The sequence below is a fragment of the Variovorax humicola genome (assembly GCF_037889915.1).
Taxonomy (GTDB): Bacteria; Pseudomonadota; Gammaproteobacteria; order Burkholderiales; family Burkholderiaceae_C; genus Variovorax; species Variovorax humicola.
The window spans coordinates 183873-203704 of the sequence record NZ_JBBKZV010000001.1; the positions used below are offsets into that span (position 1 = coordinate 183873).

22 protein-coding genes, 1 tRNA gene and 1 pseudogene are annotated in these 19832 nt (G+C 64.5%); 16 read left to right on the top strand and 8 right to left on the bottom strand.

The window, feature by feature from the left end; all coding sequences use genetic code 11:
• Positions 1 to 22: 22 nt before the first annotated feature.
• Together gmk and WKW80_RS00825 are read right to left on the bottom strand one after the other, a co-directional pair.
• Positions 23 to 643 carry a guanylate kinase gene (gene gmk / locus WKW80_RS00820; RefSeq protein ID WP_340361633.1) on the bottom strand — a complete coding sequence of 207 codons (621 nt, stop codon included), beginning with the start codon at positions 641 to 643 and terminating at the stop codon, positions 23 to 25.
• A gap of 17 nt (positions 644 to 660) precedes the next feature.
• Complete coding sequence (locus tag WKW80_RS00825) at positions 661 to 1575, bottom strand: YicC/YloC family endoribonuclease (RefSeq protein WP_340361634.1); 915 nt, start codon at positions 1573 to 1575, stop codon at positions 661 to 663.
• Positions 1576 to 1666: 91 nt separating this feature from the next.
• Between WKW80_RS00825 and WKW80_RS00830 the strand changes: the two genes are divergently transcribed.
• From WKW80_RS00830 to WKW80_RS00860, 7 genes are all read left to right on the top strand, one after another.
• Positions 1667 to 2674 (top strand): serine/threonine protein kinase, encoded by a 1008-nt coding sequence (locus WKW80_RS00830; RefSeq protein ID WP_340361635.1) that lies wholly within the window; start codon positions 1667 to 1669, stop codon positions 2672 to 2674.
• The gene (locus WKW80_RS00835) at positions 2671 to 3573 is read left to right on the top strand and encodes a PP2C family protein-serine/threonine phosphatase (protein WP_340361636.1); all 903 of its coding nucleotides are present in this window, start codon (positions 2671 to 2673) and stop codon (positions 3571 to 3573) included. Before WKW80_RS00830 ends, WKW80_RS00835 begins: the two co-directional genes overlap by 4 nt.
• Before the next feature lie 51 nt (positions 3574 to 3624).
• Entirely contained in the window at positions 3625 to 4353 is a 729-nt protein-coding gene (rph, locus tag WKW80_RS00840; RefSeq protein ID WP_340361637.1) for a ribonuclease PH, read from the top strand.
• 22 nt (positions 4354 to 4375) lie between these two features.
• A complete protein-coding gene (gene rdgB, locus WKW80_RS00845) occupies positions 4376 to 4978 on the top strand; it encodes an RdgB/HAM1 family non-canonical purine NTP pyrophosphatase (RefSeq protein WP_340361638.1) in 603 nt (200 codons plus the stop codon).
• Complete coding sequence (hemW, locus tag WKW80_RS00850; RefSeq protein ID WP_340361639.1) at positions 4975 to 6225, top strand: radical SAM family heme chaperone HemW; 1251 nt, start codon at positions 4975 to 4977, stop codon at positions 6223 to 6225. The genes rdgB and hemW overlap by 4 nt, the downstream gene beginning before the upstream one ends.
• Positions 6222 to 6953 (top strand): TetR/AcrR family transcriptional regulator, encoded by a 732-nt coding sequence (locus WKW80_RS00855; protein ID WP_340361640.1) that lies wholly within the window; start codon positions 6222 to 6224, stop codon positions 6951 to 6953. Before hemW ends, WKW80_RS00855 begins: the two co-directional genes overlap by 4 nt.
• 52 nt (positions 6954 to 7005) lie before the next feature.
• Positions 7006 to 7090: transfer RNA gene (locus tag WKW80_RS00860), tRNA-Ser, on the top strand.
• A 1312-nt stretch (positions 7091 to 8402) separates the two neighbouring features.
• On the opposite strand, the gene WKW80_RS00865 is transcribed toward WKW80_RS00860, so the two are convergent.
• Positions 8403 to 8720: a hypothetical protein gene (locus WKW80_RS00865; protein WP_340361641.1), complete on the bottom strand. Its 318-nt coding sequence runs from the start codon at positions 8718 to 8720 to the stop codon at positions 8403 to 8405.
• Positions 8721 to 9030: 310 nt separating this feature from the next.
• Complete coding sequence (locus WKW80_RS00870; RefSeq protein WP_340361642.1) at positions 9031 to 9375, bottom strand: XRE family transcriptional regulator; 345 nt, start codon at positions 9373 to 9375, stop codon at positions 9031 to 9033.
• A 371-nt stretch (positions 9376 to 9746) separates the two neighbouring features.
• Here WKW80_RS00870 and WKW80_RS00875 point away from each other — a divergent pair, with 371 nt between their 5' ends.
• From WKW80_RS00875 to WKW80_RS00885, 3 genes are all read left to right on the top strand, one after another.
• The gene (locus tag WKW80_RS00875; protein WP_340361643.1) at positions 9747 to 10679 is read left to right on the top strand and encodes a phytanoyl-CoA dioxygenase family protein; all 933 of its coding nucleotides are present in this window, start codon (positions 9747 to 9749) and stop codon (positions 10677 to 10679) included.
• 1048 nt (positions 10680 to 11727) lie between these two features.
• Positions 11728 to 12111 carry a lysozyme inhibitor LprI family protein gene (locus WKW80_RS00880; RefSeq protein WP_340361644.1) on the top strand — a complete coding sequence of 128 codons (384 nt, stop codon included), beginning with the start codon at positions 11728 to 11730 and terminating at the stop codon, positions 12109 to 12111.
• A 13-nt stretch (positions 12112 to 12124) separates the two neighbouring features.
• On the top strand, positions 12125 to 12667 hold the full coding sequence (locus tag WKW80_RS00885; RefSeq protein WP_340361645.1) for a DUF1643 domain-containing protein: 543 nt from the start codon (positions 12125 to 12127) through the stop codon (positions 12665 to 12667).
• A gap of 59 nt (positions 12668 to 12726) precedes the next feature.
• On the opposite strand, the gene WKW80_RS00890 is transcribed toward WKW80_RS00885, so the two are convergent.
• Positions 12727 to 13146, bottom strand: coding sequence for a hypothetical protein (locus WKW80_RS00890; protein ID WP_340361646.1), 420 nt, complete (start codon positions 13144 to 13146; stop codon positions 12727 to 12729).
• A 128-nt stretch (positions 13147 to 13274) separates the two neighbouring features.
• Here WKW80_RS00890 and WKW80_RS00895 point away from each other — a divergent pair, with 128 nt between their 5' ends.
• Together WKW80_RS00895 and WKW80_RS00900 are read left to right on the top strand one after the other, a co-directional pair.
• Complete coding sequence (locus WKW80_RS00895; RefSeq protein ID WP_340361647.1) at positions 13275 to 13418, top strand: hypothetical protein; 144 nt, start codon at positions 13275 to 13277, stop codon at positions 13416 to 13418.
• 71 nt (positions 13419 to 13489) lie between these two features.
• Positions 13490 to 13741, top strand: a complete 252-nt coding sequence (locus tag WKW80_RS00900; RefSeq protein WP_340361648.1) for a hypothetical protein — start codon at positions 13490 to 13492, stop codon at positions 13739 to 13741.
• Between the two features lie 33 nt (positions 13742 to 13774).
• On the opposite strand, the gene WKW80_RS00905 is transcribed toward WKW80_RS00900, so the two are convergent.
• Complete coding sequence (locus WKW80_RS00905; RefSeq protein WP_340361649.1) at positions 13775 to 14569, bottom strand: helix-turn-helix transcriptional regulator; 795 nt, start codon at positions 14567 to 14569, stop codon at positions 13775 to 13777.
• 163 nt (positions 14570 to 14732) lie between these two features.
• Between WKW80_RS00905 and iaaH the strand changes: the two genes are divergently transcribed.
• The 3 genes and pseudogenes from iaaH to WKW80_RS00920 form a co-directional block, all read left to right on the top strand.
• A complete protein-coding gene (iaaH, locus tag WKW80_RS00910; RefSeq protein WP_340361650.1) occupies positions 14733 to 16136 on the top strand; it encodes an indoleacetamide hydrolase in 1404 nt (467 codons plus the stop codon).
• Positions 16137 to 16303: 167 nt separating this feature from the next.
• A complete protein-coding gene (locus tag WKW80_RS00915; RefSeq protein ID WP_340361651.1) occupies positions 16304 to 16633 on the top strand; it encodes an NIPSNAP family protein in 330 nt (109 codons plus the stop codon).
• Between the two features lie 121 nt (positions 16634 to 16754).
• A pseudogene (locus WKW80_RS00920) lies at positions 16755 to 17480 on the top strand (serine/threonine-protein kinase); the annotation flags it as partial.
• A gap of 23 nt (positions 17481 to 17503) precedes the next feature.
• Here WKW80_RS00920 and WKW80_RS00925 read toward each other — a convergent pair.
• Together WKW80_RS00925 and WKW80_RS00930 are read right to left on the bottom strand one after the other, a co-directional pair.
• Positions 17504 to 17836 (bottom strand): hypothetical protein, encoded by a 333-nt coding sequence (locus WKW80_RS00925; RefSeq protein ID WP_340362212.1) that lies wholly within the window; start codon positions 17834 to 17836, stop codon positions 17504 to 17506.
• A gap of 41 nt (positions 17837 to 17877) precedes the next feature.
• Entirely contained in the window at positions 17878 to 18435 is a 558-nt protein-coding gene (locus tag WKW80_RS00930) for a hypothetical protein (protein WP_340362213.1), read from the bottom strand.
• A 178-nt stretch (positions 18436 to 18613) separates the two neighbouring features.
• Here WKW80_RS00930 and WKW80_RS00935 point away from each other — a divergent pair, with 178 nt between their 5' ends.
• Positions 18614 to 19813, top strand: coding sequence for an OmpA family protein (locus WKW80_RS00935; RefSeq protein ID WP_340361652.1), 1200 nt, complete (start codon positions 18614 to 18616; stop codon positions 19811 to 19813).
• Positions 19814 to 19832 lie beyond the last annotated feature (19 nt).

The window sequence follows — 19832 nt, forward strand, 5'->3', positions numbered from 1 at the left end:
GATGAACTTTCGGTGGTCGGTGTCAGGGGATGTTCAGTGCGGCGAAGGTATCGGCCCGCGCGCGGCGCTGGGCGGAATAACGCAGCCGCTGGGCGTGAACAATGGCTTTCAGGTCGAAAAGCGCACGCTCGAATAACTCGTTGATTATAACGAAATCGAATTCCCCGGCGCGGGCCATTTCGGTTGCGGCGTTTCGCAGGCGCAATTCGATGACGTCGGGCCGGTCTTCGCCGCGGCGCTCCAGCCGTGAGCGCAGTTCCTCCCAGCTCGGGGGCAGGATGAAGATGAGCACGGCATTGGCGAAGGTCTTGCGGATCTGGATGGCGCCCTGAAAGTCGATCTCCAGGACGACATCCGCGCCTTGTGCCACGCGGTCTTCAATGGCCTTTTTCGACGTGCCATAGCGGCATCCGTGTACATGCGCCCACTCGACGAAGGCCTCGCCGGAGACCATCGCGTCGAACTCGCCGTCGGACGTGAAGAAATACTCGCGACCGTGTTTTTCCTGGCCGCGCGGGGGGCGGGTGGTGTGCGACACCGAAGGCTGCACCGCTGAATCCAACTCCATTAGCGCTTTCACGAGGCTCGACTTGCCGGCGCCGCTGGGCGCGGCCACCACAAAAATATTGCCGGGGTAATCCATCAGGCGTCGTCTTCTCTCTATTCGATGTTCTGCACTTGTTCGCGCATCTGCTCGATCAGCACCTTCATGTCGACCCCGATGCGCGTAAGTTCGAGCGCGGCAGACTTGGAGCCCAGCGTGTTGGCCTCGCGGTGGAGTTCCTGGATAAGGAAATCAAGGCGCTTGCCGATTTCGCCGCCCTTGGCGATCAGGCGCTCGATTTCGTCCAGGTGGGAGGTAAGGCGCGTGAGTTCCTCGGCCACGTCGATCCGGATGGCGAAGGCCGTGGCCTCGGTCAGTGCACGGTCCTGCGCGGCTTCAGGCAGCGTGCCGCCGACCAGGCCCATGGCGTCCTGCCAGCGTTCGAGGAAGCGGAGCCGTTGTTGCTCGACCAATTGAGGGACCAGCGGGCCGGCCTGGTTCGCGAGCTTGCGCAACTCGCCGAGATTGTCGCTGAGCATCGTGGCGAGGCGGGCGCCTTCGCGGGCACGGGCCTCCATCATGGCGGCGAGCGTCTTGCCGCTGACCTCCAGCAGGTCCGGGCCCCAGTCGCCGCGCTGGCTGCCGTCGCCGCCCGCCAACCGCAGCACATCGGCCACGCTCAGTTCACGTGCGCCGGGCAGCCAGGCCTTGATGCTGTCCTGCACGCCGTTCAGGCGCTGGAGCAGCTTGGTGGAAGGCTCGACCACGCCCGTTGCGGCACTGTTTTCGAAGTTGGCCCGCAACTCGACCTTGCCGCGCTTGAGGCTGTGGGTGAGCAGCTCGCGCAGGGCGGGTTCATGCTGGCGAAGCTCTTCCGGCAGCTTGAAGGTCAGGTCGAGAAAGCGGCTGTTGACGGAGCGGATTTCGACGCCCAGACGCCCCGCGGCTGCAGGGCGCGACTCCGCATCGGCGTGGCCTCCACCGGGGGTGTTTTGGCCACTGGCATAGCCGGTCATGCTGTAAACTGGCATTGCGCCTCACTGTGAATTTGTTTGCTCGCACCGAGGCAACGGCACAGCGTTCGCTTGTCGCACACTCGCCTTCGGGTGAAACTCCCGGATTATGTCAAAGGTCAAACCTTCGCCCCTGCTGCCCGATACGGTGATCGGCGGATACCGCGTTATTCGCCGGATCTCTGCTGGCGGCTTCGGTGTCGTCTATCTTGCGGTCGACCCTTCTGGCCAGCAGGTCGCGATCAAGGAATACCTGCCTTCCTCATTGGCGACGCGAGGGGTCGGGGAGCTGGCGCCGCAGGTGGCGCCGGAGAAGCTTTCGCTGTATCGACTCGGCCTCAAGAGCTTTTTCGAAGAGGGGCGCTCGCTCGCGCAGATCTCGCACGCTTCCGTGGTGAGCGTGCTCAATTTCTTCCGCGAGAACGAAACCGTCTACATGGTGATGAACAACCTGGAGGGTGCGACCCTGCAGGATTTCATCGTCACCGCCCGCGATCTCAAGAAGCAGAAAGTATTCAGGGAGTCGACGATCCGGTCGCTCTTCGACGAGATCCTGCGCGGCCTGCGCATCGTGCACCAGCACAAGATGCTGCACCTGGACATCAAGCCGGCCAACATCTTCGTGACCGATGACGACCGCGCGGTGATGATCGACTTCGGCGCGGCCCGGGAGGTCTTGTCGAAGGAAGGCAACTTCATTCGTCCGATGTACACGCCGGGGTTTGCGGCCCCCGAGATGTACCGGCGCGATTCGTCGATGGGCCCCTGGACCGACATCTACGCCATCGGCGCGTGCATCTACGCCTGCATGCAGGGCTATCCGCCCAACGACGCGCCACAGCGCATCGAGAAAGACCGGCTCAGCCTCTCGCTGTCGCGCCTGCGTGGCATCTACTCCGATAACCTGATCGAAGTGGTCGAGTGGTGCATGTCGCTCGACCCGTTGTCGCGGCCGCAGTCGGTGTTCGCGCTGCAGAAGGAGCTCAGCCGTGAGGGCGAGCGGCGCTACACGAAGCTCAGCGTCGGCGAGAAGGTGCGCTTGTCCATCGACAACATGCGCTCGCCCGAAAAAAAGGGGTTGCCTAAAGCCGCAGCCCCCACTACCAGACCGGCATGAAGTTCTCCGTATTCCAGGTCAGCCGCAAAGGCGGGCGTCTCAAGAACGAAGACCGCATGGGCTACTGCTATACGCGGGAGTCCGGTCTTTTCGTGTTGGCCGACGGCATGGGTGGCCACCCAGAGGGCGAGGTCGCGGCGCAGATGGCGCTGCAGACCATCGCTGCGCTCTACCAGCGCGAAGCCCGCCCGGTCGTGAAGGACGTGCGCGCGTTTCTCACTTCGTCGGCGCTGTCGGCCCATCAGCAGATCATGCGATACGCGGGCAACAAGGCGATGCTCGACACCCCCCGCACCACGCTGGTGGCGGCCGTGTTGCAAGGCACCACCGCGACCTGGGTGCATTGCGGCGACTCGCGCTTGTACGTGGTGCGCGGCGGCCAGATGCTGATGCGCACGCGCGATCATTCGCATGCCGAGCGCCCCCGCCTCGACGGGGGCACCGAGCCCGTCAATCGCAACCTGCTGCTGACCTGCCTGGGCTCGCCGTCGACACCCACGCTGGACATCTCGGCGCCGCTCACCTTGCAGCAGGGCGATCGCATCATGCTGTGTTCCGATGGCCTGTGGGGTGTGCTCGACGACGAGCAGATCGTGCGAACGCTCTCCAATCGCCCGGTGTCCGATGCGGCGCCGGAGTTGGCCGAGGCGGCCCTGCGCAACGGCGGCGCCCACAGCGACAACGTCACGCTGATCGCGCTCGAATGGGAAACTCCCGATGCGCCGGGCAAGGATCGCGGCGTGTCGACGGAAACCATCAGCGAAGGCGTATTCGCCTCGACCATCCAGGCGGGCATGCCGTCGGACGGCGAGGCCGACGACCTGGACGAAGACGCGATCGAACGGTCGATCGCCGAAATCAACGAAGCCATCCGCCGCTCGGCCGCGCGCAAGGGCTGAGCGCCACGGCGCTGCGGCGCCGCAGGTATTTTTTCAATTGCCAACCAATCAATGACTGCATTCACACGAAGCGGCGGCCGTGCCGCCGATCAATTGCGCCCGGTGCGCGTCACGCGAGGTTTCACCATCCATGCCGAGGGCTCGGTACTGATCGAGTTCGGCGACACGCGCGTGTTGTGCACCGCATCGGTCGAAGAGAAGGTGCCACCGCACAAGCGCGGCAGCGGCGAAGGCTGGGTCACGGCCGAATACGGGATGCTGCCGCGCGCCACCCACACCCGCAGCGACCGCGAAGCCGCACGCGGCAAGCAGAGCGGCCGCACGCAGGAAATCCAGCGTCTCATCGGGCGCTCGATGCGCGCCGTCTTCGACCTGAAGGCTTTGGGCGAGCGCACCATCCACCTCGACTGCGACGTGCTGCAGGCCGACGGCGGCACCCGCACCGCTGCCATCACCGGCGCTTTTGTCGCGGCGCAGGATGCGGTCAGCAAACTGCTGGCCGCGGGCACCATCCCCGCCTCGCCGATCCTCGGCCCGGTGGCCGCGATTTCGGTGGGCATCGTCCAGGGCACGCCGTTGCTGGACCTGGAATACATCGAAGACTCGGCCTGCGATACCGACATGAATGTCGTGATGACCGGCGCTGGCCATTTCGTCGAAGTGCAGGGCACGGCCGAAGGGGCAGCCTTCACCCGCGCCGAGATGGACTTGTTGCTCGGCCTGGCCGACAAGGGCATTCAGGAACTGGTCGTGCTGCAGCAGCAGGCCCTCTCCAAATAAGCTCTGCCGGCGCTCATCGCTTATGAAGCTGGTCCTTGCTTCCAACAACGCCGGCAAGCTGGCCGAACTGCAACTGTTGCTCGCGCCGCTCGACGTGGCGCTCGTGCGCCAGTCGGAACTGGGCGTGGGCGAGGCCGACGAGCCGTATCGCACCTTCGTGGAAAACGCGCTGGCCAAGGCCCGGCATGCGGCTGCTGCCACGGGGCTGCCGGCCATCGCCGACGACGCGGGCCTTTGCGTCGAGGCCTTCGGTGGGCTGCCCGGCGTGGACACCGCCTTTTACGCGACCCGGTTCGGCTACGAGAAGGGCGACGCGAACAATGTGCGCGCGCTGCTCGAACAGATGGCCGGCATCGAGGACCGCCGTGCCGCACTGGTCAGCACGCTGGTGGCGTTGCGCAGTGCCGAAGACCCGGAGCCGCTGATTGCGGTCGGGCGAGCGGCCGGGCAGATCGCGCGCGTGCCTGTCGGCGACAACGGGTTCGGATTCGATCCCGTGATGTTCCTGCCCGCGTTCGGCAAGACGTTTGCCCAACTTCCGTCCGAGATGAAGAACGCGAACAGCCACCGCGGCCAGGCCGCGCGCGCCATGCTGGCGCTGATGCGCGAGCGCTGGTTTCCATGACCAAGACGATCGTCCCCATCGCGGCTGCGCTGCAAGCCGGCGCGCCGGACGCCAACAACGTGCTGCACATGATGCGGGCCGGGCCATTGCAACTGGCCGCGCTGCCGCCGCTGTCGCTGTACGTTCACCTGCCGTGGTGCCTGCGCAAGTGCCCGTATTGCGACTTCAATTCGCACGAATGGTCTGGGGGAGGGGGCGAGTTGCCTGAGCAGCGCTACCTCGATGCGCTGATTGCCGATCTGGATGCCGCCCTACCCTTGATCTGGGGGCGGACGATCCACTCGGTGTTCATCGGCGGCGGCACGCCCAGTTTGTTCTCTCCCGAGGCAATCGACCGCCTGATCAGCGATGTGCGCGCGCGACTCAAGCTCACGCCCGACTGCGAGATCACGCTCGAGGCCAATCCGGGCACCTTCGAGCGAGACCGTTTCCGGGCCTACAGGCGCGCCGGCGTGACGCGTTTGTCTGTCGGCGTGCAAAGCTTCAATGACGAGCACCTGAAGGCGCTGGGGCGCGTTCACGACCGGGCGCAAGCCATTGCCGCGGTCGAGGAAGCGGCCAGTGCCTTCGACACCTTCAACCTCGACCTGATGTATGCGCTACCAGGGCAATCGCCCGCGCAGTTGGAGACGGACCTCGATCAGGCGCTTGCGCTGGCGCCGCCGCATCTGTCGGTGTACCACCTCACCATCGAGCCCAATACGTACTTCGCAAAGTTCCCACCCAAGATACCGGAGGACGACGAGGCCTATGCCATGCTCGACCGCATCGTCGAGCGCACGGCGGCCGCAGGGCTGGCGCGCTACGAGATATCGGCCTTTGCGCGGGAGGGCCGTCAATGTGAACACAACCTGAACTACTGGCAGTTCGGCGACTACCTGGGCATTGGCGCCGGCGCGCACAGCAAGTTGAGTTTTGCCCACCGTATCGTGCGGCAAGTGCGCTTCAGGGAGCCGCAGCGCTACATGGACCAGGCGCTGGCAGGCGTAGCGGTATCACAGAGCGACGACGTGGCGCTGGCAGAACTTCCCTTCGAGTACATGCTGAACGTCTTGCGACTGAAGGAAGGGTTCACTTTGGCGCAATATGGCGAACGGACAGGTCTCCCAATAACCGCAATTCAGCGCGGAATGGCCCAAGCAGAGCAAAATGGATTGCTTGTGCGTGATTTTCGGCGCGTTTGGCCTACAGCAAGGGGACTCGATTTCTTGAGTGACCTGCAGACCTTGTTCTTACCAGATACATGACCCACACACTGCTCGATCCCTCGACCGATCTGCCGCCGTCTGCGGAATCCATGGAACCGAAGCGGCGCGCCCGGGGACGTCCCAGCGTCGTGCAGGCCGCCGAATTGCGCGAGGCATTCCTGGATGCCGCGACGCAATCGTTCCTGGAAAAGGGCTATGCCGGCACCAGCATCGAAGCCGTCGCGCGTGATGCGGGTGTCGCCAAGATCACGATCTATCGTCAGTTCGAAAACAAGCAGGCCCTGTTCCATGAGGTGATCCACCGGGCTGTCGAGAAGGCCCGTACCGACATGCACGCGGCCTTGAAGTGCGACAAGACCAACACCGAAGAACGCTTGCTCGAGTTGATCGAAGGCATGTACCTGGGGGCGACCGAACCACGTACCTTGGGGCTGCTGCGCCTGGTGATTGCCGAGGCCACGCGTTTCCCGGAACTCGCCAAGCTGGTCTATACGGAGAACAGTTGGGTGCTCGGCCCGGTGGTCGAATATCTGGAAGAGGCGCACCGCACCGGCCAGCTGCACGTGCCCAATGCTGAACTCACGGCCGTGCAGATTTCCAACCTGGCGTTCGGCGGCGTGCGTTTTTTCATCTCCAAGCCGCTCGCCGGCCCTGCCGAGCGCCGCGAATGGGCGCAGGGCGTGCTGGACCTCGTGCTGGGTGGGTTGGCGCCGCGCCAGCCCCAAGCGGCCGGGAGTGCGCAGCCGGCGGAAGACAGCACAGTCTAGAATCCCGCCTCGCGCCCGCCAACCTGAGGCGGTGGGCGCATCTGGATCCATTGGAGAGTTGGGTGAGTGGTTTAAACCAGCAGTCTTGAAAACTGCCGACGGGCAACCGTCCGTGAGTTCGAATCTCACACTCTCCGCCGGAAAGCTAGCGTTCATGCGGGGTTGCGAAGCACTCAGGTTGAATTCCCACGATCCTTCCCATGAACGAGAGCGCATTGCATCGCTTCCCGACAGGATGCTAGTTCACTTCGGGTGGAACCGTCTTCTGGTCGTACCTCGGTTCGTATCTGCCGAGTGGAGCGCCGAGCCACGCAGGCAACTTCAGGCCACTGCCCCCTTGCCACACCCAGTAGTCGCAGCGCCTGGCGCGTCTTGGTGGGTGGCCGCCTGGCCCCCTCGCGCCACGCTCCCGCCCCTACGGGTGTCCGCCACGACACCGAAAATTTTTATCGGGCGCGCTTGAGAAATTGGAACGTTAGGGCTTTTTGCGCCGCGATGTCCGTGGACGATGCCGGCGTGCAACGCAACAATCGCGCGTGAACCCTTCAGGAGCGCAGCCCCATGACCCTTCACGAAGTCATCGACGCCCAGACATGGCGCGTCATCGGTTGGATGGCGGGACTCTGCACCACGTTGACGGTGGCAACCTACCTCATCGCTCGGAGCGTGCCCTGACGGACCCCCGGCAAGCCGCAGCCGCTCTATGACCGCGCCCGTCGCGCCGTTCGTCAATCGACCCTGCGAAAGGCCGAGCGGCGCCGCCGTGAGCGTGCTGCGCTCGATCAGGTCCAGGCCATCGCCAGCGAGCCCCAGGCAACGCCTGCAACGCGCCTGAGAACGGCCAAGGCGTTGCTCGAAACGTTCAGGCCGTCGCGAATCGTCGTGCCGCGCAAGGGGTGGCAAGGGAGCGCGCTCGGCGCTGCCGGCGCGCACACCCCACGAGCGACAGGAGGCTTTGGCCGATGTGCAGGCGCGAAAGGCGCGGCTCCCGCAGGGCTGCGCTGGAGCCGACGAGCCTCGGCTCAATCGTCGGCACCCCGGGTGCAATTCTGGAGCGCCGTGTCTCCGCTTGCGGCACCTTGGTGCGATCAAGAACGCCTTCAAGCCAATCTTTGCCGCCAAGGCGCTGAACTTTTCTAGTCGCGCAGGCGGCAGGCGAAAGCCGACGAGTTGCTGCTTCAATTCTGGGGCAATGGGCTTGCGTCCCTGACCGCGATCACCCATCGGTCGGATGACCTTGGCGGACGTTGCAGGAAGGCTGCGTTCTTTGGCTATGGTTTCGCTTGTCATTTCTTTGAGATACTTAATAATTGGATAGCGGGTTCTGCTTGCGACCAAAGCTTCGCATGTGCACGCCCAAGGCAACTCCAGCGTCCGCCAAGGGTGTGGGTCAGTTTCATGTGAGGACGCTTCGGGTTCCGACCCTCAAGCGACGTGGATCGCCTCTGCTCAGAGAGAGGTGCCGGTATAGGCGCGGCAAGCTGTGCGCACGGTGCGGTATGCGTCGGCTTGCGAATCCAGCTTCATGCCGTAGACGACCTCAACCGCGCTGAGAGCCAGCGTGACGGCTAGCTTGTTGTTAGTCTTCCCCTCTGCCACGGTAGTCACTTTGGCCTTCGAGTTGCCGGCCTGTTTCGCCTTGAAAATGTCCCTGCTCATCTCCGCCAGAGCTTGGCAGTGCCCGGCATTGACCGTCTCTGCGCTGGCGTTGAAAGAGGTCGTTGCCGACGCGCCGATCAGGGCGGCGATGATGAATTTGTTGATCATGATTTGTTCGTTTCAGTGGGGTTTGGGGAAGCTTGCGAACTACACGCGGCGAGCAGGACCGAGGCGGGCACGGATTGGCGACCCGAGTTGGTGCATGGGCAAGATCACCGGGTCTGCGCGCGGCGCGCAGGCACGGAACTCTCAGTTGTGTGTCCCGCACGCTCGATCACGGCCAGGACGAAAGTGCCGCGGAAAGCGGTTCGTTGCGCAAGGACACCCGCACCTTCGCGGCGCGATGTCGTTGCGAAACGCTTCGGTCAATCAGATGCGACGAGGCGCTCGACGGCTGTCGATGAGCCCCTGGGCGGGCTCAAGCCTCAGGAGGCTTCGTTGCGCTGGCGGTAGCGCGGCTCGGGGCGCGGTGGTAGCTCCGCGTCCATGTTCCGGCGCGCGCCGACGCTCGCCATGTACGCCACCAAGCGCTCGATCTCTCGATCTCTTCATCGCTGAGCACCTGGAATGCCGCCATGAAAAACGCTCGCGTCGCGCTGATCTCGCGCGGACTCTGACCACCCGTATGCTTTCGCCACTGTTCGGGCTGCGCCGCAAACATGCGCGCCATCTCGTATGCCGTTAGACCAAAGTGCTCCTTGAGCTCCTGGAGGTCTTTCGGCGTCGGCGCACGGTAATCAGTGACCGGGGGCGTGATCAGCATTCGATGCACCCGGTCGTTGCTGGGGGCCGTCACTTGCATCTAGCAGCGGGATATGGTTTCATCCGTGCCGTCCTCGAAGGGTTGAGGGCGCTGCGTTATCGCTGCGCCACGACACTGATTTGACCGACCGTTCGGGTCGCACACAGTAATAGTTGACTGTAGAGGTCCGTGAACCAATGCGCGGTCTGAGCAGTTTCACGCGGCAGCTCAAATCGAGCTGGCCGCGTTATGGACCTCAGTCTTGATCCGGCGAGAATTGAATCGGTTGTGGAAACGACCAGCAGTTCGAGTTGTTGTGCATCACGAAATGTTCGATGAATTCAACCCCCAGACTCTGTCTCCGAATTTAGAACCTCGTGGGGCAGCGGACCTTGGACACCGAACTTCTTAAAAAAGGGCCAGTAATGAGTCGTGAAACGTTTAGCCGGTTTGGCGGGTTGTGGATCGATCGGATGGACTGCGACGCAGAATTAGCACGGCGCACAGTTGCCGGTACGTTTCCGGAAGAAGTCTCCAGACTTATTCAAAGCTTTATGCGGGACGGCTTCGTCGTTATTAAGAGTGCGGTGTCCAAGGACCTGACGGTCGCAATCAAGTCCGAGCTGGAGCAGCACTGGCGATCATCTCCGCCGGGCGCAATGATCGAGCATTGGACTCCTCAAGGAGAGCAAATTTTCGTGCCGCCCGCCCTACAGTATCGCGATGGCCCGACAAAACTTTTGGACTTTCATGCATTCTCTGAAACGGCACGGCAGGCAATTGCTGCTCCGAAAGTGGTTGCCTTTCTAAGCGCGATTTTTGATGCGAAGCCGAAAGCTTTTCAAAGTCTGACGTTCTGGCGCGGATCTCAGCAAGCCATACATAAGGATACGGCTTATGTTCAGGTGGACGGTGCCCCGATGAAGCTTGCCGCTTCATGGCTCGCGCTTGAGGACATTCATGCCGGAACCGGCGAACTTGAATATTATGTCGGTAGTCATCGCGCGCCCGATTTTCTGTTCGCCGGCGAGCATAAATGGCTTGAAGCAGCGCCGCATGAACACGACCGATTTCTAGCGAGCCATCATGAAGACGCCGCGAAATACGGTTTCAAAAGATCATCTTTCCTCGCGAGCGAGGGAGACGTTCTTATCTGGCACGCCGACTTAGCGCACGGCGGCAGCGTCATCACTGAGTCGAACACCCGTCAAAGCTTGGTGACGCACTTTACACCTGAAAAGGAGAATCCACCGTACGCGCTGAAAGGGCCTATTAATAGGATGGAAGTCGGCGGGTGCCAATTTATCTCTGTGGCGAGACAATAGAACTTTCGGCCTTCGCAGTTGCTCAATTTGATGTAGGCACGGGTCCCCGCCGTAATGTGCGGATGCCGCGAAGTGGATCGCAATGATCGCCGAGGAGTGGCGACGACATCGTAGTAATCCACAAAGAGGGAAAGCAGGTTGCTAGTGCCGATCTGAGCAGTCGATGCGGTGCAGCGCCGCTTCGCTTTATCGCAAGTGATTGGGTGTTTGAAGGGGAAATGCCTGCTTGTCGTTTTCAATTGTCCACAGTGCCATTTACGATCGCATAGCCGTCTTTGCCCCACACAGTTTTAGTCGGCAGACATGGTGCACAAATCGATCGAGCACCAGGTCGCGGACCGCGGGTCGAGTGCCTAGTCGGGTCGACTGCCTGCTTGCCTGCCTCCCTGCCTAGCGCCCGGGTCGGCTGGCTGGCGCAGCGCAGATCGGCGCGTTTCTTCCGACGGCATCGGAGCGAGTCATTCCAATCGGCGGCTAGCACCAGCGCCGCCCGCTGTAACGGATAGCTCTACGGAATGCCGTCAGGGTTTCCGGCGCATATCCGTTACAGCGCGATCAGACCCGCATTGCCTGTCTCAAATCGCCCGCGAGGTCGTGGACAAAGCGACGATGAGCTTTTCTCAGGTACCGCCAATGCGGCGGCCGCTTCAGCTGCTCGCGCCGGAGTTTTTGGCGGGGAAGATTTCACGGCAGATGAATTTGAAGGGCCCACTGCTGTCGGCGACGCCGAAAGTTATCAATGCTCCCGGCTATCTTTCCGACATAGTCGGCGTGACGTTGACTTGGCCCGAGCAGATCGGCGCGCCGACCCGCGTCGTGTTGAAGGTCTCGAATGCCGGATTTGGACAGGCCGGAGTTGCCGTTTTACGAGAACATCGCGAACCGCCTGACTGCTCCGTCGTTCCCGAGTTCTACGCCGGTGGAGTGGACGAGGCCGCAGGGCGGACGTGGCTCCTGATGGAGGATCTCTCGGGCTCACACGAGCGGCCCAGCGATGCACCATTGCCGCCAACGTTTGCGATGAGCGCGAGAGTTCAGCAACAACGAGTTGCTCGCCAAGCGCGAGGCCGAGAGGGTCGGCGGTGCACCGGTACCGACCTCCGCACCTTCCCCTACTTCGGCAGAGTCGCCTGCGGGCACCCCCGCCCCCGAGCAGCAGGCGAGCGCAGGGTCGGACTATGAGGCCGCAGACAAGGCGTTGAACGCGGCCTACGCGGCGGCAGGGGCTTGCCTCGATGACGCCGGCAAGGCGGCCCTGCGCGACGAACGGCGGGCGTGGATCAAGGCTCGCGATGCGACCTGCAGCGAGGCAAAGATCACAGCCGACAGCAAGGGCGAAGTCGCCGGGGTTTCTGCCATGGTGTTGGAGGTGACCGGCTGCAAGACCAAGCTCATCAAAGAACTCGCGAAGCAACTGGCGGCCAAGGGCTGACCAGGGCGCCCCCATGCTGTACGACATCTACTCGAACGACGAAAACGACCAGTGGCGGTACCTGCTGGGTCGCGCTGGCCGATGCACACTGGTGACGGTGGGCCTGAACCCCTCGACCGCGACGCAGGAGCGCACCGACCCGACGATGGCCCGCGTGAACGAGGCCGCGAAGCGCAACGGTTTCGACGGATTCCTGATGACGAACCTCTACCCGTTGCGGGCCACCGACTATCGGACGCTGCCGACCAAGGTCAACAGAGTTGCGTTCGAGCGGAACCTCGATGCCATCGAGGAGGCGGTGGCGCAGCACGAGCGCGAGACGATCTGGGCCGCGTGGGGCTCGCCGGTCGTGCACCATTCGTACTTCCTGCGCGCCCGGAACCAGCTTGTCGATCGGCTGGAGCGCCACCAGCCCCAGAGGGTGCGCTTCGGTGAACTGACCTCCCTGGCCATCCCCGGCATGCGAGCCGGCTGGACTATGGCTGGTCCTTCGCGCCCTGCGACCCTGCTGGGTGATGGTGCCACTCCCTCCCGTTCCCTCCCCCTAGGATGGTGAACCGGGATCGGGAAGCGGGATGCCTGCCGCTGGCACCTGTGCAAGTCGAGTCGTGGTCCTCACCCTGCGCTCGGTGATCCGTGGTGGGTCATGCGCCGCGTCAGCCACAGAGCCGAAGCGAACATCAGCACAAGTCCGCTGACGGCCTCCGACCAGATGGTGACGTTCGCCGCGAGGGTGTGCGCGGAACAGAGGGCGAGCGTGTAGTGCGCGAGACCATCGAGGCCCAAGGCCCCGTAGGCGGCGACAAGCAACACGCCCAGCGCATGGAGACCGAGTCGGGCCATCAGGAGGCCGGCAACGCCCAGCGCGGTGATGGCCAACCAGACGAGGTAGACGTCTTCCCGCGTCAGCCCACGCGGCATGTTGGGGTAGAAGGCGATGAACTCGGCGTTGTGAGCGAAGTGCGCCAGACTGGCGACGAAGTACACCGCGATGAGCACCCACATGTGCGTGGGCAGGAGTGATCTCTTGTGCATGGCTGCATTGTGTGCCACTGCTGCGCGTCACCGGACTCCCAGACCCGTTGGCGACCTCACGGCGACGGGTCATCTCGGGCACGCGAGCAGGCTGGACTACGGGTGGACCTTCGCGCCATGCGAGTCAATTGCACGCGCTCCATGCCGACACGTTCTCGTCTGCCGGCGTGCATGCGCTGCTGTTCCCGACCACGCCTTTGACGGCCGCGCCCATCGGGCAGGACGAGACGGTGCTGTTCCATGTACCCATCAGCGTGAATGCTATTGGGTGAGCCGCCAAGACAGTCCATGAGACGCTGACCTCCGTGCGACGCATCGAGGGAGGTGCATGTTGTGACGCCCGGTGATACTGTTTGCCGGTATCCGCCTAGTGGTCACACTTTCCGCCAGGAAAGCCCAAAACGCGCCGCAGCAGCTTGTTGGCTGCGCGGCGATCCAGGCATCTTCAAAGCATTGCTGGCGCTGGTTCAGTTCCATCGACTTCCACATGCCGGGAAGTCTCTTTGATCTCGCAGTGAATGTTGAGATGCTTGTGGACGGCTGCCATGCGGACACCTTTGCAGATCAGCAGTGCAACGTCACCCTACGTCGATGATGGCAAGCATGGCGCTGCGACCGCGCAGGACGGTCATTGAGGGGCGCAAGCCGTCGGTGCGTCGCTGACCAGTGCCTGGACTCGCGCGGCAAGCTGCGTCCGGTTCTCCACCCGCAACTTGCGAAATGCATTCGCCAGATGGAAGCGAACGGTCGGCAAGCCTACCGCCATGCGCTTGGCGATGAGCTTGTCGGGCCAGCCCGAGAGGACGAGCGATGCAGCCTCCGCCTCGCGCGTGCTAAGTGCGGACTTGCGTTGCAGCAGTTCGGTCACGCTCTCGCAGGCCACCGGCGACAACGGGGGATCGGCTTCCCAGCGTAGTCGTGCCAGCGCAGACGCGAAGGCGGGCTCCACCAGGCGCAGGGCCTCGATCTCGTTCGCGTCGAAGTTGCCGCGTTGCCGCTGGCGCCAGATGCGCATGTCGCCGGTGCAGGCGCCTTGCGAGAACACATACAAGTTGACGCCCCAGTGCATGCGGTCGCGCGCCAGGAAGTCGTTGAAAAACTCGGTGCGCGCCAGGTCGCTCTGGCACAGGATCTGGGTTGCCAGCGTGGGATGGCGGCGCTCCATCATCGGGAAGGTGAGCGGGTCGACGAAGCGGTAGTACTCGTCCCAGGTGCGCAGGTTGTCCAGCGACATGTTCACCGCTTTTACCCGGTCGAAGTGGTGGGCGGCTGTATTCCAGGTGAAGGAGACATAGGTGTCGGCCTGCAACAGGTCGAGCATGGGCAATGCGAGGTCGCCGCGCAGCGCATCGGCGTCTGTTGCTCCGGCCAGAAGGCGCATGACGTCACCGAGCGCGCGGGTCTGTGACGTGTTGAGGTGCATGGCGGGGGTGAAGCAGGACCGTGCAGGGGGCGTTTGTGCGGCCATGCTAGTCCCCGTCGCAGGCTGGGGAATCGGGGCCGACCCGTACGACCCCTATCTATCGTGATAGGTGTGCGCCCCACGGCCGATTTCTACGATGCGCTGGATCGAATCGGAGAAAACCATGAACCTCACCCAATCGGGCGTCGTCGAACTGCGACGCCAACTCCACGCGCGTTCCGTCACCAGCACGGAGGTCGTCGAGGCGTTGATTTCACGAACCCAGGCGCACGGCGCGCTCAACGGCTACGTGGCCTTCGATGCCGATGCGCTGCGCGCGCAGGCCCGCGCCGCCGATGCGCGCATCGCGGCAGGTGAGAAGCTTCCGCTGCTGGGCGTGCCGATCGCGCTCAAGGACAACATCGACGCCGTCGGGCTGCCCAGCGCGGCCGGCACCGGGGCGCTGAGGGGCAAGCGGCCCGGCGCAGACGCCGAGGTGGTGAGCCGCCTGCGCGCAGCGGGGGCGCTCGTCGCGGGCAAGACGAACATGCACGAGTTGGCCCTCGGCATCACCAACAACAACGCCGTGACCGGCGCGGCGCACAACCCGTGGGACGCGACGCGCATTCCCGGTGGCAGCAGCGGCGGCTCCGGCGTGGTGGTTGCGGCCGGACTCGTGCCTGCGGCGATCGGCACCGACACGGGTGGCTCGGTGCGCGTGCCGGCTGCGCTGTGCGGCCTGGTGGGTCTGCGGCCGACGGTGGGCCGTGTCTCGGGCCGGGGCATTGCGCCGATCTCCACGACGCGCGACACGGCCGGTCCGATCGCCCGCAGTGTCGCGGATTGCGCGTTGCTCGACACCGTGCTCACCGGTGCCGGCGAGCCGCTCGCCGCCGTGTCGCTCAAGGGCCTTCGGCTGGGGCTGCCGAGCCCGTACTGGGACCCGCTCGAAAGCGGTGTGCGTGTCGTCGTGAACGCGGCCGTCGATCGCCTGCGCGCCTCGGGCGTCGAGTTCGTCGAGGTGCCGATGCCCGGGTTGTTCGAGCTTGCCGGCGCCGTCGGTTTTCCGGTCGCCTTGTTCGAGTTCGTGCGCGACATGACCGACTACCTCGGCTATGCGAATCGCGGGATCGACTTGAAGCAACTGGTCGACGGCGTCGGCAGCCCGGATGTCGCGGGACTCGCTCGGTCGCTGCTCGGCGAGGGCGCGGTGCCGGAGTCCGTCTACCTGGAGGCGCTGAAGGTACGTGGCCAATTGCAAGCGCTCCATGCCGACACGTTCTCGTCTGCCGGCGTGCATGCGCTGCTGTTTCCGACCACGCCTTTGACGGCCGCGCCCATCGGGCAGGACGAGACGGTGCTGTTCAACGGCCAGCAGTGCCCGACCTTCCTGACCTTCATCCGCAACACCGATCCGGGAAGCAACGCCGGCATTCCCGGCATCACCTTGCCGGCCGGCTTGTCTGCCGGCTTGCCGGTGGGCCTGGCGCTCGACGGGCCCACCGGTAGCGACCGCAGACTGCTCGCGCTCGCCGCGGCGATCGAAGCGGTGCTACCGCCGCTGCAAGCCGCACCCTGGCAACGCTGAGCGCCGCGCCGCTCTGGCACGGCATGCAAGTCGAAGAAGCGGTACATGATGCTGGCCGGCGAGGCCGCTGGCTTTTCGCGGGAAACCCTGGAGGCGCGCCTGATGGTGTGCGTACGCCGATTCGCGGATGATGCCTGCCGCCCCCATCACCACCCATGGAGTCAAGGATGATCTATGAATTGCGGATCTATCGCACGCTGCCGGGCCGCATGCCCAATCTGCTGGCGCGGTTCAACGATCACACGACCCACATCTGGGACCGGCTCGGCATCCGGCATGTCGGCTTCTGGACCACGCTGGTCGGCGATTCGGAGTTGAACGTGCTGACCTACCTTGTCGCCTGGGAATCGCTGGCCGATCGGGAAGCGAAATGGCCTGTGTTCCTGGCTGACCCCGAATGGCTCCGCGCCAAGGCCGAGAGCGAAACGGACGGGCCGATCGTGGCCGAGATCAGGAACGAACTGCTGACGCCAACAGTGTTCTCGAAGCTGCAGTAGCCCTTCTCAGGCAGCCGGCGCGCCAGCTCGGCGCCAGGCAAGGCGAAGGACACCGATGGCTTGTCAGCCGATGAACCAAAGGGGCATCGCCATGGGCTCCGGCCTGTGCAATGCTTCGCGCATGACTTCGGGCCCGCCGCCAGACGACGATGAGCGCACCGCGATACCAGGCGCGCCGCGCCTCGCAGGCTCGGCCGAACTCTCCGACCATGCCTTGCCCAATGGGACGCTGATAGAGGGTTACCGGATCACCCGCGCGCTGGGGGAGGGCGGTTTCGGCATCGTCTACCTGGCGTGGGACATGGCGCTGGAGCGCGATGTCGCCATCAAGGAATACATGCCGTCCTCGCTGGCGGTGCGGGCCCAAACCTCGCACGGCGTGTCGGCGCGCTCCGAGAAATACCGGGACACCTTCGCGGCCGGGCTGAAAAGTTTTCTCAACGAAGCCCGGCTGCTCGCGCGCTTCGACCATCCCGCGCTGGTGAAGGTGTTTCGCTTCTGGGAGGCCAATCGCACGGCGTACATGGCGATGCCCTACTACGAAGGACCGACGCTCAAGGCTGCATTGGCGTCGTTCGACGGACCCGTGACCGAGGCGGAATTGCGCGAGTGGCTGGCTCCGTTGCTCGACGCGCTGGCGGTGCTCCATCGCGCGCAGTGCTATCACCGTGACGTTTCGCCGGACAACATCCTGCTCACTGCCACCGGCCCGCTGCTGCTCGACTTCGGGGCGGCCCGGCGCGTGATCAGCGACATGACGCAGGCGCTGACTGCCGTGCTCAAGCCGGGGTACGCGCCGATCGAGCAATACGGCGGCGCCACGGCGCAGGGGCCGTGGACCGACCTTTACGCACTGGCGGGCGTGGTGCACTACGCCATCACAGGGCGGCCGCCCTTGCCGTCGGTGGAACGCGTCGTCCACGATACGCAGCCGCGGTTGGCGACGACCCATGCCGGCCGGTACGCAGACGGCTTCCTGCGCGCGATCGACGCCGCACTGTCGGTGCGGTCGGAGGACAGGCCGCAGGACGTGGCGCAATTCATCTCGATGCTCGATGCGGGTCCTGCACCGGCCGGCCCGATGCCGATACAGGGTTCAGGCTCACGGTATTCAGTCGAAGCCGACACGGGGCGCATGCCGCTGACAACGAGGCGGACGAGTAGTCGGCCGGTGAAATCCAGTGCCGGGACACAACCGACCATGGTGGCACGCGAAGCTGCATCGACGCGCGTAGCGAGCAAGGCTATCGCTGTACTGGCCTCCGCGGCCTTGCTGCTGGCGGGCGGGGCCGCGTGGTGGTGGATGACGCGAGGTTCGAACGCTCCGCCGGTGACATCGGTGCCGGCGACGCCGCGATCCCCGGCGCCGACAACTGAGGCTGCCGATTCGCCGGCAACGCCAACGCCAGCGCCAACGCCAACGCCAACGCCAACGCCTGCACCAACTCCAGCACCAACTCCGGCACCAGCACCAGCACCAGCACCAGCACCAGCACCAGCACCAGCACCAGCACCAGCGCCAGCGCCAGCGCCAGCGCCAGCGCCAGCACCAGCGCCAGCGCCAACGCCAACGCCAACGCCAACGCCTGCACCAACTCCAGCACCAACTCCAGCACCAGCACCAGCACCAGCACCAGCACCAGCACCAGCGCCAGCGCCAGCGCCAGCGCCAGCGCCAGCGCCAGCGGCGGATTCGTTGCCGGCGGCAGAACCGCCCGTTGCCGGGGCGGCGCCGGCCGCGGCCCCCGCGCCAAAGCCACGCCCCACGGCCCGCCCGCCGGCACCCGCAGTGGAGCGATCAAGACCCGTCCCCGGTGGCCGCGCGGTGGCCGAATCCAGGCGCGCAGCGGAGCCTGAAAGCGAGCACACACCTCCACACAACGTGGGACGCAAGCCCTCGAGGTGCGGTGATATCGTTCTGAAATCGTCGATGGAATCGCTCAGCGCGGAGGAAATCGCTTTTTTGAAGAGGGAATGCAGATGAAATGCACCAGGACCTTTTTCATGGCCGGATTCCTGCTGGGCGCGGCGGCGTTGCTCCTGCAGGGCTGCGGGACGCCGTCCGCCACGGTCAGCAACACCGCGCTGCCCTTTGAAGAAGCCATCGCCGTGGCCACCGACGGCCTGGTGCAGCAGACCCGCAAGATCCCTGGCATGCCCGCCATGCTCGCCAAGGTCGAAGCCAAGGTGAACAAGCACGCCGTCGTGCTCGACCCGACGCTCGATGCCGGCAGCGGCCAGCAAACTGCCGGCACGCAACAACTCGACCGCGCGGTCACCGAGCGCATGACGAAGAACTTCGAGCAGATCGAAGTACTGCCGTTCCGGGCTGGCAACCTGGCCAAGGCCGAGTACCTGCTGACGGGTACGCTGGTGCACGTGCAGTCGGCCTACCGCCTGAACCTGGCGCTGGTCGACATCAAGGGTGGCATGGTGGTGGCCCAATCCTCTGCGCTGGCGCGGCAGGACACGGTCGACATGAAGCCGCTGCCGTACTACCGGGACAGCCCCGTGCTGGTCAAGGACGCGGTCATCGACGGCTATGTGCGCACCAGCGCCACGACGCCGGGCCAGAAGGCCGACCCCACCTACCTCGACCGCATTGCCACCGCGACCGTCATCAACGACGCCACCAACCTCTACAACGCCGCGCAATACCAGGAGGCGCTGGGCCAGTACCGAAGTGCGCTGGCCACGCCTGCAGGGGAGCAGATGCGGGTGCTCAACGGCATCTACCTCAGCTACATCAAGCTGGGCAGGTTGCCCGAGGCGGAAGCGGCCTTCGGGCGCGTGGTGGCGTTCGGCATCGCCTACAACCAGTTGGGCGTGAAGTTCCTGTTCAATCCCGGCAGCACCGAGTTCTGGTCCGACCCGAACATCAGCAGCGCGTACGGCATGTGGTTGCGGCAGATCGCCCGTGAAGGCGGCGCCGCCAAGGTCTGCATGAACATCGTCGGCCACACCAGCAAGACCGGCAGCGAGCAGATGAACGACGCCTTGTCGCTCAAGCGCGCCATCTACATCAAGCAGCGCCTCAGCGCCGAGTCGCCGGAAGTCGGTAGCCGCACGCGCCCGCAGGGCATGGGGTTCAAGGAAAACATCGTCGGCAGCGGCACCGACGACCTGGTCGACGCGCCCGATCGGCGGGTGGAATTCAAGATCAGGGACTGCCGGGCGTAGGTGCGCACGGCAGCCAGCG

Bases quoted from the DNA above. Each gene is read 5' to 3' on its own strand.
- gmk (WP_340361633.1), bottom strand. From the start codon at position 643: ATGGATTACCCCGGCAATATTTTTGTGGTGGCCGCGCCCAGCGGCGCC.
- WKW80_RS00825 (WP_340361634.1), bottom strand. From the start codon at position 1,575: ATGCCAGTTTACAGCATGACCGGCTATGCCAGTGGCCAAAACACCCCC.
- WKW80_RS00830 (WP_340361635.1), top strand. From the start codon at position 1,667: ATGTCAAAGGTCAAACCTTCGCCCCTGCTGCCCGATACGGTGATCGGC.
- WKW80_RS00835 (WP_340361636.1), top strand. From the start codon at position 2,671: ATGAAGTTCTCCGTATTCCAGGTCAGCCGCAAAGGCGGGCGTCTCAAG.
- rph (WP_340361637.1), top strand. From the start codon at position 3,625: ATGACTGCATTCACACGAAGCGGCGGCCGTGCCGCCGATCAATTGCGC.
- rdgB (WP_340361638.1), top strand. From the start codon at position 4,376: ATGAAGCTGGTCCTTGCTTCCAACAACGCCGGCAAGCTGGCCGAACTG.
- hemW (WP_340361639.1), top strand. From the start codon at position 4,975: ATGACCAAGACGATCGTCCCCATCGCGGCTGCGCTGCAAGCCGGCGCG.
- WKW80_RS00855 (WP_340361640.1), top strand. From the start codon at position 6,222: ATGACCCACACACTGCTCGATCCCTCGACCGATCTGCCGCCGTCTGCG.
- WKW80_RS00865 (WP_340361641.1), bottom strand. From the start codon at position 8,720: ATGATCAACAAATTCATCATCGCCGCCCTGATCGGCGCGTCGGCAACG.
- WKW80_RS00870 (WP_340361642.1), bottom strand. From the start codon at position 9,375: ATGCTGATCACGCCCCCGGTCACTGATTACCGTGCGCCGACGCCGAAA.
- WKW80_RS00885 (WP_340361645.1), top strand. From the start codon at position 12,125: ATGCTGTACGACATCTACTCGAACGACGAAAACGACCAGTGGCGGTAC.
- WKW80_RS00890 (WP_340361646.1), bottom strand. From the start codon at position 13,146: ATGCACAAGAGATCACTCCTGCCCACGCACATGTGGGTGCTCATCGCG.
- WKW80_RS00905 (WP_340361649.1), bottom strand. From the start codon at position 14,569: ATGCACCTCAACACGTCACAGACCCGCGCGCTCGGTGACGTCATGCGC.
- iaaH (WP_340361650.1), top strand. From the start codon at position 14,733: ATGAACCTCACCCAATCGGGCGTCGTCGAACTGCGACGCCAACTCCAC.
- WKW80_RS00915 (WP_340361651.1), top strand. From the start codon at position 16,304: ATGATCTATGAATTGCGGATCTATCGCACGCTGCCGGGCCGCATGCCC.
- WKW80_RS00925 (WP_340362212.1), bottom strand. From the start codon at position 17,836: ATGGTCGGTTGTGTCCCGGCACTGGATTTCACCGGCCGACTACTCGTC.
- WKW80_RS00935 (WP_340361652.1), top strand. From the start codon at position 18,614: ATGAAATGCACCAGGACCTTTTTCATGGCCGGATTCCTGCTGGGCGCG.